Here is a 13263-nt window from a genome sequence, read left to right as displayed (position 1 = left end):
GCTTCTAGCCGTCAGTTATCGGCTAAAACTGGGCTGTTTTTAGCTTGTAGAGCGGTAATTGTCCTAATCTTAGACCTAGTGACATTTCGGGGCAAAGTGGAGTATAATGGAAGATTGGTCTAAACTTATCTCCAGACTACTTATACTGAATATTCATTGTCAAAAAATATGACTGAAACCATTCGCTTTTTGATGTGTTCTCCCGATCATTACGATGTGGATTATGTGATTAATCCTTGGATGGAGGGCAACATTCACAAATCTTCCCAGGAAAAAGCTAGGCAACAATGGCAGCAGCTTTATCATGTTCTCAAAGATCGGGCGATTGTGGATTTAGTCCCACCAGAAAAAGGCTGGCCCGACATGGTTTTTACCGCTAATGCAGGTTTAGTTCTGGAAAAAACTGTCGTTCTCAGTCGCTTTTTACACAAAGAAAGACAGGGAGAAGAACCCTATTTTAAACAGTGGTTTGAAGATAACGGTTTTACAGTTCACGAACTGCCAAAAGATTTACCCTTTGAAGGTGCAGGAGACGCATTATTAGATCGGGAAGGACGTTGGTTATGGGCAGGATATGGCTTCAGAACCGAGTTAGATTCCCACCCTTTAATCGCTAAATGGCTCGATATCGAGGTTTTATCCCTACGTTTAATCGATGAACGTTTCTATCACCTTGATACCTGTTTTTGTCCCCTTAGTGGCGGTTATCTCCTCTACTATCCTGATGCTTTTGATGCCTATTCTAATCGATTAATTGAGTTAAAAATTCCCGAAGAAAAACGCATTATCGTTGAAGAAGCCGATGCGGTTAACTTTGCTTGTAATGCAGTGAATATCGGTCAAGTAATCGTCATGAATAAAATTAGTGACGATTTACAACATAACTTAGCCGCAAAAGGATTTGAAGTGGTACAAACTCCCCTGACGGAGTTCTTAAAAGCAGGAGGAGCCGCTAAATGTTTAACCCTGCGTACCACCGAACCCCTAATTCCAGACCATCACGCAAATGTCACCATTGAAAGTCGCATTCTCCAGTTAGAAGGTCATCTGCTCGACGCGGGAATTATGAATAAAGCTCTCGATGTTGTGGTGGGAAATGGGGGCAGCTTCAAGGTTTTAAACTTCACTTTAGGGATTGAGCGCCAAAGTACCTCCTCGGCCGAAGTGCGCGTTTCTGCACCCTCTCACGAGGTAATGGAGGAGATCATGGTACAATTGATCGACCTCGGTGCGGCCGCTCGTCCCCAAGAAATCTGTGATGTCAATACCGCCATTGTCGCTCAAGATGGGGTCGCTCCCGATGATTTTTATGTCAGCACCATCTATCCCACGGAAGTGCGGGTTAACTGTGAATGGGTGCGGGTGGAAAATCAACGCATGGATGCAGCCATCGTCGTCACTGAAAGTCCAGAAGGCAAAACCGCGAAATGTACTCTGCTGCGGGATTTAAAAGCTGGCGATCGCGTTATGGTGGGAGTTGAGGGCATCCGTACTATCCGACAGGCGGAATCCAGGGAACAACGCAACAGCACCCAGGAATTTACCTTTATGGGTGCGGGGGTTTCCAGCGAGCGCCGAGTCGAGTTAACCGTCGAGCAGATTGCCTGGGAAATGCGCCAAATTCGCGACCAGGGCGGTAAAGTGGTAGTAACGGCAGGTCCCGTGGTCATTCACACTGGAGGAGCGCAACATCTCTCCCGTTTAATCCGCGATGGTTACGTTCACGCTTTACTGGGGGGAAATGCGATCGCAGTTCACGACATGGAACAGGCGATCATGGGTACTTCTTTAGGGGTGGATATGCAGAAAGGCATCCCCGTGCGCGGTGGCCATCGTCACCACCTCAAGATTATCAACCTCATCCGTCGCCACGGCAGCATCGCCAAAGCTGTATCGGCCGGGGTATTGACAAAAGGCGTAATGTATGAATGCGTCAAGAATAATGTCCCCTTCAGTTTGGCCGGTTCAATTCGCGATGATGGTCCGCTTCCGGATACGGAGATGGATTTAATTAAAGCACAGGAAGAATATTCCCGCTTAATTCAAGGTGCAGACATGATTCTCATGCTCTCTAGTATGCTCCATTCCATCGGTGTGGGCAATATGACACCGGCGGGGGTGAAAATGGTCTGTGTTGATATTAACCCGGCCGTGGTGACAAAATTAAGCGATCGAGGTTCCGTAGAATCCGTGGGTATCGTCACCGATGTGGGTTTATTCCTGAGTCTGTTAACCCAACAGTTGGATAAGTTAACCCGTCCCTTGGTAGAAACGGTTTAAAACCAATACTCTAAAACATAAAACTTATGAGCTTTGGGGGTATTTAAACCCCCTTTTTTGGGACTATTAACCCCTATCTCTATAGGTGAGTTAGCAATGGGTAACTAGAATAATAAAGGAGAACCATTGCCGAAAAACGAGAGCGCTATGCCAGAAGAAACCATTTGGATTATCACCGCAGAAGATACCCCCGTCACCGTCGATGAAGATGCGAAAGGAAACGACACCTATCGCAATCCCTGGGACACGAGGAAAACTATCACCGAAGCTGCGACTCGTGGCGTAAAAGTGAGCATAGAGAAGCTAGAGACAGAACTTTCCCATTTTCTCCAGCTTATCGGCAAAGTCTTCAATCAAGCACAGAAACAGGTCAACCAACAAACCGGTTTTAAACTCGATGAAGTAGAGCTTTGCGTAGAGATTACCGGGGAGGGTGAAGTAAAATTGTTAGGGACGGGGATTAAGACCGGCACCAAAGGCGGATTAACCCTAAAATTCAAGCGAGACGAGAAAAACACACCGACTGCGGACTAATGGCGAACTGGGCATTTATCATCGGCATTACAGCCTATAAACAGGGACACTTTAACAAGCTAGATTGCGCCATCGAAGACGCGAAGGCTATGTTTCGCTATTGTAAAGAAGAAGCCAAGTTTGACGAAGTTTTCCTCTTTACCGATGATTCTGACTCCATTAAAACGCCTAGCGGTACTTTTCTAGAAACGAAACCCACCGCCACAAATTTAAAAATCTTCCTCCATGAATTTTTCGAGTCCCCGCAGTTGGAGACGGGGGATAACTTCTGGTTTTTCTTCAGCGGCCACGGATTACGACATCAGGAACAGGATTACCTCGTTCCCCACGATGGACACTCCCAATTGCTCCCAGATACCACCATTTCTCTCACCTATCTCACCCAACGCTTACGCAAATGCGGCGCGGATAATATCATTCTGTTGTTGGACTCTTGCCGGAACGAGACGCGATTCGGCAATAAATCCGCGGGAGGAAAACCCCAACAGGGAGTGATTACCATCGCTTCCTGTAGTCCGGGGGAAGAATCCTATCAAATTCCCGCTTTGGGAATGAGTTCGTTTACCTACGCGCTTCTGGAGGCTTTGCGAATTGAGGGGGAAAGGAATTGCGCGACGGTGGAGAGACTTTGTAATCATCTATTCCATCGAGTTCCGGAAATCAACCGACAATACAACAAACCCCCGCAGACTCCCCACTCCACCGTCGAACCAAACTACAAGAATCATCTGATTCTGTTACCGAAACAAGCAACTATCACCGATATCGCGTTACTGCGAGAGGAAGCGTTAGATTTAGAAGGTGACGGGAGACTAGAAGAAGCAAAACAGTTAATGAGGCGAGTATTAGCCTTAGACCCCACGAATCCGAAGGTTTTAAAAGTTTATGACCGGATTACCCTGAAACTAGCACAACAACCCGTCCCACCGTCCCCTAAAACGGAACCGATAAATGGTGAGTCGGCGAAAACGATAACAGAAACCCCGAAACCCGCACCACCGCCAGAAATCGAACTTAAAAGCGCCAAAGGAATCGATTATCGGAACTTAGAAGATTTATTAAAACGGCAGCAATGGAGGGAAGCGGACGAGGAAACAAGAGTCGTGATGCTACAGGTAAATCGCACAAAAGAAGGATGGCTACAGGTAGAGGATATGGATAATTTCCCCTACGAGGATTTGCGAACCATTGACCAATTATGGGTTAAATATAGTGGCGGTCGCTTTGGTTTTTCCGTGCAGGCGAAAATCTACTGCGAACTCGGTGGGACGGGGGAGTATAATGAAAGAGTTTGGAACGCTTTCGGAGATAGGGTAGGCTGGCGAGTGAATAATAGCTGGATATACTACAGGGATGTTACTTTTGACCTAAAAGCACCCCTAGGACACCTCCCTGGACCCTCTGGTTTTTTGGGTGTACGTCGGGGTTCTGTTTTTGGTTTTTTGGGTGTACGTCGGGGTTCGGGTGTTTTGTTTGGGTTTTGGTATGGGTTTTTGGGTCGGGGGTTTTTGTATTTCTTCTGGGTTTTCGATGTACCTCACCCAGGCCCCGGGTCCGATCCGCGACATGATTGTAGTATGTCTCCGGCGACGCGGGGGTTGTAGGCGTTGGCAAAAACGAACTGATCCGCCACCGCGAGAATTTCTGGGGTGACTTCCTCCCACTCCTCCCACCAGAGAGACAATTGGCCCGGAGAGGATTTTTTAGACCTTTTCTTCGGCTTTATCCCCGCGAGTAGCTTACTTCCCCAGTGGTTGCGGGTTTCCGGTTTCGGTCGCGGCCGGTATTTCTTGCAGAATCCGCGATATTTGGCCGCCCATTCCTCTAGGGTTTCTCCCAGACTCAAAAACGCAGGATGCCAAGTGGTTAAGCCATCGTCTCCGAGTCGGTCATAGACCCCGTAATCGCTAAAATCGTAGAAGAATCCGACTTGGACTCCCGCAGCCTTCGGATTGGCGTGAATATAGCGTAGGGTATTCAGCGCTCGCTTAGTATCCGTGGTGGGAAAACCGCTACTGTGATAGCGTTTTTCCCAGAAGTGACCAGTTCGATTCAGCATTCGGTTAAAACACATGGCGGTGTACCAGTTCAACCAGTGCATAATTTTGGGTAAGTCTTCCGCGTCTTTCGGTTCGATGAGATAGTGAATATGGTTACTCATCACACAGAGCGCGTAGAGTTTGAATCCGTACTTTTCGATCGCTTTTTTGATAGCGTAGAGTAATACCTGTCGGCATTCTAGACGGGTCAGGCGAAATTCTCGGTTATTACAGCGAATGGTTATATGATAGGAATAGCCTGGGATTAGTTCTCGTTTTGCTCGTGACATTTTGCGTATTTTTCCCCGCGAGGACTTGTAGAATATAACACCTAACAGAAAGATACCGCTATCTTTATCCTGTCCGCAACTTTTATCTGTTAACATGGAACTGTAAACATATTACTAATGCTCAAATTCAGAAAAAACTTCTCAATATATGCGCGGATTTCGGCTACAAATTACCGCTAATCTGTACACCTTACGAGTTAATGGGAGAATGAGCTATGTGGGAAGATGAAATACTCGAAGAAATTCATAAGATTAGAGAAGAACACGCCAAGTCTTTCAACTACGATATAAAAGCGATTTGCGCCGATTGGAGGGAGAGACAAGGGAAAAGTGGTAGAAAATTAGTTCGGTTAAATACCGCCCAAAACATGACAAAAAATAGCGAAAATGATACTATTGAGAGAAACAAATGCTAGAAATTAACAAAAGCTATGTATTAGACAAAGATCAAAAGCCGATTGCTGTTCAGATTCCCATTGCTGAATTTGAAAAAATCGAAGAAATCCTAGAGGATTACGGACTAGGAAAACTCATCGAAGAAGTTGAAAATGATCAAATCCTAGACAAAGAAAAAGCCTGGCAATACTGCCCGTATATACTGTAAAATCTATTTTATAGAAGTCTATAAAGAAATTGGCTAAATTACAATATAAATGCCTTATTTAAATCCCAATGCGACAATCCCACCAGCTAAATTAACCCAGTATTTGCTAGTTTTACAACCCAAAGATGATAAATCAGGCTTTCTGGCACAAGCGGGATATAATTTAGACAACTGGCAGGTATTGGAACAAGATTTAAGACGTATTCTTCTCAACGAGGCCACCTTAAATAAACCAACAAAGTTCGGTGATATTTATGAAATTAAAGGACTTTTACAAGGGGTGAACGGGATAAACTTACGAGTCTCTACCTATTGGATTATCGACTCACTTACGAAAGAAACAAGATTTGTGACTTTATTACCAGATTAAAAGAGTTAGACTATGAAATTTGATATGTTTTCCGAAGTTCAATTAACTGAAGATTTGCCAGAATCTAATTTGTCTCGTGGCACTCACGCGATTATCGTGGATTATTGTCCTAGACCCGAAGGCCACGAGGATGGCTATGTTTTAGAAGTGTTAAATAATCAGGGAAAAGCCTATACAGTTATCGCTGTAGAAGTTTCCAAGATTGAATCGATTCAAAATCTTAAACAGGATGAATTGCAAATTATATAATTCTGTTATTCTTAGTGGATTTAATCCCCCATCCTAGCAATGGCGAAATGGGAGCAATTTTAGAGGTTTTTAACGCTCTCGGTGAGTCAATTTCAGTAGTTACTGTGCCAATTTCGGCGATTAAACCCCTACAAGCCAATGAAATATTTACCGTCCGCTCTTTGGTGAAAGTTGAATAAGTTAAAATCAAAGAGAATATCCCTATCACCACAATCTCAACTATCGATGAATCTCCTGAAAGATAGTAAAAAAATCCGTTTTATTGACCTCTTTTGTGGTTTGGGAGGGTTTCGATTGGCAATTGAACAAGTTTGTCGCCAAAAAAACTTAGAATCTGATTGTGTTTTTTCCTGTGATATAGATAAAGATGCTCGGTCAATTTATCAGGCTAATTTTAACGACCACCCCCGGGGAGATATTACCGAAATTGCTGCCCTAGATATTCCCAATCACGATATTTTAATGGCGGGATTTCCCTGTCAACCCTTTAGTATTTGTGGTGATTTAAAGGGATTTGACGATACCAGAGGCACGCTATTTTTTGAGATTGCTCGCATTTTAAAAGCCAAACAACCCGCAGCATTTATTCTGGAAAATGTCAAGCAATTGCAGGGACATCAACAGGGAAAAACCTTAGAAGTTATTCTCGATACTCTGCAAGATTTAGATTACTATACCGATTATCGGGTTTTAAATGCTCTTAATTTTGGTTTACCGCAAAAACGGGAACGGATTTTTATCGTTGGTTTCCGAGAAGCGAGAGATTTTATCTGGCCAAAACCAGCTTTATCTAGAACAAGTTTAACAGAAATCTTAGAGGAAAATGTTTCGGATTTTTATTATGCTTCCGAAAAAATTCAAAAAAGTCGCCTGCTGAAAAGAGAGGGAAAAAAACCTTATAGTGAACCGACTATCTGGCACGAAAATAAAGGAGGTAATGTCAGTGCTTATCCCTATTCCTGTGCCTTGCGAGCAGGAGCATCCTATAATTATTTGTTAGTGGATGGGAAAAGACGCTTAACAGAAAGAGAAATGCTACGTTTACAAGGTTTTCCTGATGATTATCAAATTGTCGGCAGTTATCAAACTATGCGAAAATTAACGGGTAATAGTGTAGCGATTTCCTGCGTAGCTGCTGTGGTTAATTCTGTAATCGAGTCTTGGTTAGATGTTGAGCAAGCATCAACTAATTCATTCTCGTTCAATCGAAAACTTAATTAAGTTTATTTTCGACTCAGGAGTTTTAGATAATAGCCGTCAGCACGTCTAACAATTCTTACCCGTTTAATCTGTTGCTCTGAATAATAAACTAATGTCTTTTGACTACACCATAAATCAAATTCTCCTGCGTTAAAACCGTCAGTAAATCTGATTTTACGTCGCTCATCAGATAGTTTGTAGCCTGTTAGTTTATACTCAACGTCGAGCGAAGTGGCCTCTGAACTACGCCGAAGAGTCGAGACGTTGATATTCTGGTCGGATTTCATCCCCCGCTAATTTTGCTAAGTATCTTGTCGAAAAATGTAGCGGGGGTATTCATCCGACATTTTAGGTAATCATTTCACTACTACCTTTAGATAACTCTTGGTTATATTAATTATAACTTGCACTTATGATGTCTCTATAACATTAGAACTCACAGTGGTGGGGTAGTGGAAACTAACAACCGCTGGGGGTAGGAGACATTAGGAGTAACACCCATTTCTAACTTTTTTCAGGTTGACCATCCTATGATAGTGAAGTAAACGGGAGAAAAATCGGAGAGATGGTGCTTTGCAAGCAGGATGGTAGTTCTGAGAATTGGCCAACACTAAGGCTAGAGATGCTATGGAGGTTAGCGGACTCGAACCGCTGACATCCTGCTTGCAAAGCAGGCGCTCTACCAACTGAGCTAAACCCCCGATCTGGTTTTTAGGACACTTTTGTTATTATAACCTATAGTGAAAAATATTACAAGTTAATTTTTCCCTTGCCTGCCATGTCTTATCTAGTCGCCACTTTTTACCAGTTTGTGGCTTTGTCAGATTATCGTCAAAAACAGCCAGAAATACAAAAATACTGCCAAGAAAGAGGAATTAAAGGAACTATTCTTCTGGCAGCCGAGGGGATTAACGCAACGATCGCCGGGAACCGTCAAGCGATCGCTGAGGTGATTAGTTGGTTAAAAACCGATACTCGTTTGGCTAATCTAGAGGTGAAAGAGTCTGTTTGCGATTATTTGCCCTTTCAACGCTTAAAAATTCGCTTAAAAAGGGAAATTGTGACTTTCGGTCAAGCCAAGGCTAATCCTCTCGAAAAAACAGGAATTCATCTCAAAGCTGAACAGTGGAACCAATTGCTGAAAGAGCCGGACGTGGTAGTGATCGATACTCGTAATAATTATGAAGTGGCGATCGGTACTTTTGCGGGAGCGCTTAACCCAGAAATCCAGCATTTTCGCCAATTTCCTGAGTATATTCACGACAATTTTGATAGTATTAACGATAAAAAAATAGCTCTTTTTTGTACGGGGGGAATTCGCTGTGAAAAGGCGGCAGCTTTTTTATTAAATCAAGGCTTTTCTCAAGTTTATCAGCTAGAGGGAGGTATTTTGAAATACCTAGAAGAAGTTAGTCCCGATCAGAGTCTTTGGCAAGGAGAATGTTTTGTTTTCGATCAAAGAGTGGCCCTAACAGCTAATTTAGAGGTGGGACATTATGAAATGTGTCCCGCTTGCGGTCATCCCATCGATGAAAAAGATAAACAATACCCCAATTACCAAGCAGGAATATCTTGTCCCTATTGTAGTTAATTTTATCCTATCGTCCCGCTCCCCTCTCCCTACTTTTCTAATATATGGTTACTTTTTCTTGCGGATTTGTGTACCTGCAATCATGTCATGAATGGTGCGCTTTTTCTTTGTCCATGCTGCCAGTAAAAAGCCTAAATATAAGGGAGCAGTGGAGAGAAATTTTAGTAAGTAGCGGCGATTGGCTCTCGCAAAAGATATGCGTCGGCCTTGGCTATCGGTGACGGATAAATCAAAAAACATTTTACCGATAGTGGCTTTAAAAAGATATTCTAAGAAAACATAATATAACCATTTAATCACTATTCCTAAACCAAGAGCAGTCAGAATGGCAATATGTTCGTGAGTAAAGTTAATTTTGGCTTGAATATTATAGATAATTGCCGCTATAAATAAAGCAAAACCAAAAATTGTTGTTCCAGCTGCACTTAATCCTGCTGCATAGTAAACCCAGATTTCTTTGGGAATATCAAAATTAAGATTTAAATCTTGAAAAGTTGACCATTGTTGTAAGCGAAAACAGATATAACCACCTAATAAAGCTGCGATAATAAGAACGATAAAAGAATCAATTAAAGAGGCTTTGAAACGGAGCCAAAACCCAGCATAACTGGAAGAAAGTAAATCAGGAATAGATGCAGAATTCCGAATAAGAATAACTTGAGTTTTTTCGGGAGGAGAATTTTTAGTTTTTTTAGTTTGATGGAGATTAGTTTTAATATCGATAATTATTTTTAGCAAAGTTTTGGTATCTTTTGGACGATCAATAGGTTTTTCTGCCATTAAATTATCGATAAAATCTGCTAATCGAGAAGGGATATTTGAGGCATATTTACGCCAGTTAAATTCATTTGTATTAATATTATAAATTTTCGGATCACTGGGTTCTTTACCAGTTAACAAAAAGACGAAAGTTTTGCCCAAAGCATAAAAGTCTGATTGGGGGACAGAGTGACCGCGAGATTGTTCGGGAGGAGCATATCCGGGGGTATAAATTCCTGTATTTTTGCCTCCTGCTAGGACGGTTTTAGTCACTTGTCGCGCTGCTCCAAAATCAATTAAAACTAATTGACCATCGGGTTTTAAGATAATATTAGAGGGTTTGATATCACGATGATAGAATTTATGTTTATGAACTTCGTGGAGAATATTAGCTAACTGAGTTAACCAATCCAAAGCGAGATGATAATCAATCGGTTTAAATCCTCTTTGTTTTTGATATTCTTCTAAGTCAATACCAGCAATTTTCTCCATAACTAAACAGTGTAAAGCAGTTTGACTTTCCCGGGGATGATAAATAAAATAGTTTTCTCCTTTGGGAATACCAGGGTGATTTAATTGTTTTAAAAGATTGGCTTCCTGTTGAAATAAATCAATAGCTTTGCTGGAATCGTAGGTAAGAACTTTTAATACTTTGGGCATTTTATGTTCATCTATCACTTCATAGGTATTACCAAATCCACCTTTGGCACTCAATAAATTTGTGACTCGATATTTACCGTTTAAAAGCAAGTCGGAACCACAGGATTGACAGTAACGACTCTCCGTGATACTTTTCGGTTTAGGACAATGAGGATTAATACAAAAACTCATGGATTTTATTGGTAGAGTACAAAATAAACTTGATGATTAAAATATCCACTGATATATTTAAGGTTTATTGCCAAGAAAAAAGCCGCGCAATCCCAAAGTGACCACGGCACTTAAAAAAGCCACAAGCATGGGGATAATCAGAGATTTAAACCCTTTCAAGTCCGCAATATCTTTAACTAGGATTGCATAACTATCTTCGACTTTTTCCAGTCGTTTATCCATTGTTTCGACTTTCTGATCAAGAATTTTAATATCTCCTTTGATTTCTGTGACTTCCACCTTTAAATCATTAACATCTTTTTGGAGACTGTCAAATTTTTTATTAACATCTTTTTGGAGACTGTCAAATTTTTGATCCATATCTCTTTGGAGATTGTCGATTTTCTGATCCACATCTCTTTGGAGACTGTCAAATTTTTGATTAACATCTCTTTGGAGATTGTCGATTTTACTCTCGATCCTTGTCAGGACAGATTCGAGAGAATAGGTAACGGTTTCGCTAGTTTGATTCATAATTAAAACCCTCGGATCGATATAGCCAAATATAATTAGGTTATGCTGAAAAAGTTTTTCGTGGGTGTGGGGTTTTACCCAATTTTCAGGAAAGAAGTACCCGAATTTTCCCCCCGATTACTCCAATGGCTGGCACTTTTTGATTTCAAAAAAGCCTAAGGATATTATCCAACAAAGTTTTTAGATTTATTCAGCCAACCCTAATTATTCCCCTATTGCCTATTGCTAGGAGCCAAGGACGATTTTGCTACCGGAAAATTTTCAATTGTGGCCACAGATCGATCATGGTAATTTAAGAAGGCGATTGGGGAACTCTAAGAGGGAAACTCCCGACCCTAGACAGGCAGTGCCTGTTTAACCGTCTGTCCTATGTACAAGTCTATTACTGTTTTAACGCTGCTGACGGGAATTATTGCCGTTGATGTGGTTTTTGCTCAATCCACTGTTAATCTTCCCATCACAGTTAAACGAGGAGAATCCTACGAAGGATTATTGACTAGAGCATCGCAATTAGCGGAGAAAACTATCATCAGTCGTTTTAATCAACAACAGGGTCTTAATAAAATTGATTTATTAATAACGGCCGAAAAATCAGGTGCGATCGCACCTATCCTCTCGGTGAAGGTATCCCGTCAAGATTGGTTTGGCCATCCCAATATTCAACGCTGGAGAAATGTTTTTCCCTTTGGCAAAGCTCTCCTCGGTTTTAGCTCTCCCGCACCCGTCCTCACCCCGAAAAGTCCCCCCGCTGTGGCTAATCCCAGTCCATCTCCAGCACCATCTCCCAGTGCTACCACTCCTCCTCCTCCCCCTGCTTTACCCTTCGAGGACGAGCCGAATAATGCTCCCCAAATCCCCATTCCTAAGCAAAGATTAACCAGTCCAGCTAATCGTTAATTGATAGAAAAAGGAGGGGCTTTCGGCAGATATATTGACTTTTAAGTGGCAAAACGAGGCTGAAACCAGTCTAGGGGAAAAATATCATCTTCTTGGACGATTTCTGTCCAACCAGTGACACTCTCAAAACAAGTCCCCGTCAAGTTAGCACCCCTCAAGTCCGCTCCCTGTAGATTTACCTCTTGTAAACGCGCTCCCGCTAGATTAGCACCCGCTAAATTGGCCCCGCGTAAATCACTACCCGTCAGACGTGCCTCGCTAAAATTAGCCCTTTCTAAATTGGCCCCCTGAAAGTCCACCTCTTTAACAAAAGAGCCGCTAAAATTGGCTTCCCTTGCGGAAATCTGACGACATTTAGCCCCACTTAACCGCGCTTCCTGCAAATTAGCCCAATTGAGATTGACTTTATCTAGGTTTGCCTCCAAGAGATTAACTAAGTATAAATTCGCCCCGCATAAATTTGCCCCGCATAAATTCGCCCCCCGGAGATTAGCATGGGAAAGATCCGCACCACTTAATCGCGAGTTACGCAGGTTAGCCTGTACCATAAAGGCCCCGGTGAGATTGGCTTTGGTTAAGTCCGCTTCCACTAATTGCGCTTGACTTAATTTGGCATAGGTTAAATTCGCCCAATTCAAACTCGCTCCCCGCAGATTTGATTTAGTCAGAAAAGAGCGGCTCAAATTAGTTCCGCGCAAATTGGCCGCAGCAAAATTGACAGCGATTAGAGTCACTTGTTGTAGATCTAGACTCATCAAGTCAATGGCTAAAAAATCCCGCTCTCCTTGTTCGTAGAGTCTTAGTAACTGATTAACTTTCATCTCCCTTCTTCTACTTATAAGATGGTGGTTAAGAAGTAATCAACAAAAACACCTAAAAACCTCGTCCGATAACTAACTCAGCTTTTAGATAAGAAATTTATCAGGCTCTCTTTTGAGTTTATGTAAAGTTTTTTGTCGATTTTTTAAGAGAAGATAACCCGAACAGCAAGTTAATTTTCATCATAGTTAAATAGCTTGGCTAAAACAGTTTGACTGGTTTTTCCAATTCTACCCCAGTCCATCGGGTAATTAGTATCTAACACTACTCTTGTTAAAAAACTTATC

Annotated in this window: 15 protein-coding genes, 1 tRNA gene and 1 pseudogene; 11 read left to right on the top strand and 6 right to left on the bottom strand. The window is 42.1% G+C overall.

The window, feature by feature from the left end; genetic code table 11:
- Positions 1 to 168: 168 nt before the first annotated feature.
- The 3 genes from myaer_RS09625 (at position 169) to myaer_RS09615 (ending at position 4418) form a co-directional block, all read left to right on the top strand.
- A complete protein-coding gene (locus tag myaer_RS09625; RefSeq protein ID WP_046661929.1) occupies positions 169 to 2280 on the top strand; it encodes a TIGR00300 family protein in 2112 nt (703 codons plus the stop codon).
- 147 nt (positions 2281 to 2427) lie between these two features.
- A complete protein-coding gene (locus tag myaer_RS09620) occupies positions 2428 to 2814 on the top strand; it encodes a hypothetical protein (RefSeq protein WP_046661928.1) in 387 nt (128 codons plus the stop codon).
- Positions 2814 to 4418 (top strand): GUN4 domain-containing protein, encoded by a 1605-nt coding sequence (locus tag myaer_RS09615; protein WP_235614834.1) that lies wholly within the window; start codon positions 2814 to 2816, stop codon positions 4416 to 4418. The genes myaer_RS09620 and myaer_RS09615 overlap by 1 nt, the downstream gene beginning before the upstream one ends.
- On the opposite strand, the gene myaer_RS09610 is transcribed toward myaer_RS09615, so the two are convergent.
- Complete coding sequence (locus myaer_RS09610) at positions 4352 to 5143, bottom strand: transposase (RefSeq protein WP_046661927.1); 792 nt, start codon at positions 5141 to 5143, stop codon at positions 4352 to 4354. The two genes, myaer_RS09615 and myaer_RS09610, sit on opposite strands and share 67 nt — an antisense overlap.
- 215 nt (positions 5144 to 5358) lie before the next feature.
- Between myaer_RS09610 and myaer_RS09605 the strand changes: the two genes are divergently transcribed.
- From myaer_RS09605 to myaer_RS09580, 6 genes are read left to right on the top strand one after another with little or no spacing between them, the layout of a single operon-like run.
- On the top strand, positions 5359 to 5559 hold the full coding sequence (locus tag myaer_RS09605; protein WP_002800319.1) for a hypothetical protein: 201 nt from the start codon (positions 5359 to 5361) through the stop codon (positions 5557 to 5559).
- Positions 5553 to 5747: a hypothetical protein gene (locus tag myaer_RS09600; protein WP_002743274.1), complete on the top strand. Its 195-nt coding sequence runs from the start codon at positions 5553 to 5555 to the stop codon at positions 5745 to 5747. Before myaer_RS09605 ends, myaer_RS09600 begins: the two co-directional genes overlap by 7 nt.
- Before the next feature lie 49 nt (positions 5748 to 5796).
- Positions 5797 to 6117, top strand: coding sequence for a DUF6883 domain-containing protein (locus myaer_RS09595; protein WP_002764286.1), 321 nt, complete (start codon positions 5797 to 5799; stop codon positions 6115 to 6117).
- Positions 6118 to 6129: 12 nt separating this feature from the next.
- The gene (locus myaer_RS09590; RefSeq protein WP_046661926.1) at positions 6130 to 6366 is read left to right on the top strand and encodes a DUF4926 domain-containing protein; all 237 of its coding nucleotides are present in this window, start codon (positions 6130 to 6132) and stop codon (positions 6364 to 6366) included.
- 14 nt (positions 6367 to 6380) lie between these two features.
- Complete coding sequence (locus myaer_RS09585) at positions 6381 to 6545, top strand: hypothetical protein (RefSeq protein WP_002743277.1); 165 nt, start codon at positions 6381 to 6383, stop codon at positions 6543 to 6545.
- Between the two features lie 46 nt (positions 6546 to 6591).
- Entirely contained in the window at positions 6592 to 7587 is a 996-nt protein-coding gene (locus myaer_RS09580) for a DNA cytosine methyltransferase (RefSeq protein ID WP_046661924.1), read from the top strand.
- A gap of 14 nt (positions 7588 to 7601) precedes the next feature.
- Here the strand turns inward: myaer_RS09580 and myaer_RS09575 are convergent.
- Together myaer_RS09575 and myaer_RS09570 are read right to left on the bottom strand one after the other, a co-directional pair.
- A pseudogene (locus tag myaer_RS09575) lies at positions 7602 to 7796 on the bottom strand (RNA-guided endonuclease TnpB family protein); the annotation flags it as partial.
- A 398-nt stretch (positions 7797 to 8194) separates the two neighbouring features.
- Positions 8195 to 8267, bottom strand: a tRNA-Ala gene (locus myaer_RS09570).
- 77 nt (positions 8268 to 8344) lie between these two features.
- On the opposite strand from myaer_RS09570, the gene myaer_RS09565 reads away from it, so the two are divergent.
- Complete coding sequence (locus myaer_RS09565; RefSeq protein WP_052734174.1) at positions 8345 to 9157, top strand: rhodanese-related sulfurtransferase; 813 nt, start codon at positions 8345 to 8347, stop codon at positions 9155 to 9157.
- Positions 9158 to 9205: 48 nt separating this feature from the next.
- Here myaer_RS09565 and myaer_RS09560 read toward each other — a convergent pair whose 3' ends face one another.
- Together myaer_RS09560 and myaer_RS09555 are read right to left on the bottom strand one after the other, a co-directional pair.
- Entirely contained in the window at positions 9206 to 10747 is a 1542-nt protein-coding gene (locus myaer_RS09560) for a protein kinase domain-containing protein (RefSeq protein ID WP_046661922.1), read from the bottom strand.
- Between the two features lie 57 nt (positions 10748 to 10804).
- A complete protein-coding gene (locus myaer_RS09555) occupies positions 10805 to 11260 on the bottom strand; it encodes a shikimate 5-dehydrogenase (RefSeq protein WP_046661921.1) in 456 nt (151 codons plus the stop codon).
- A 369-nt stretch (positions 11261 to 11629) separates the two neighbouring features.
- Between myaer_RS09555 and myaer_RS09550 the strand changes: the two genes are divergently transcribed.
- Positions 11630 to 12157 (top strand): hypothetical protein, encoded by a 528-nt coding sequence (locus myaer_RS09550; RefSeq protein WP_046661920.1) that lies wholly within the window; start codon positions 11630 to 11632, stop codon positions 12155 to 12157.
- Between the two features lie 41 nt (positions 12158 to 12198).
- Here the strand turns inward: myaer_RS09550 and myaer_RS09545 are convergent, their stop codons facing one another.
- Positions 12199 to 12978 carry a pentapeptide repeat-containing protein gene (locus myaer_RS09545; RefSeq protein ID WP_046661919.1) on the bottom strand — a complete coding sequence of 260 codons (780 nt, stop codon included), beginning with the start codon at positions 12976 to 12978 and terminating at the stop codon, positions 12199 to 12201.
- Positions 12979 to 13263 lie beyond the last annotated feature (285 nt).

This window comes from Microcystis aeruginosa NIES-2549 (assembly GCF_000981785.2).
GTDB lineage: Bacteria > Cyanobacteriota > Cyanobacteriia > Cyanobacteriales > Microcystaceae > Microcystis > Microcystis aeruginosa_C.
Note: the sequence above shows the minus strand (reverse complement) of the source record. Positions and strands in the feature narration are given on the sequence as shown.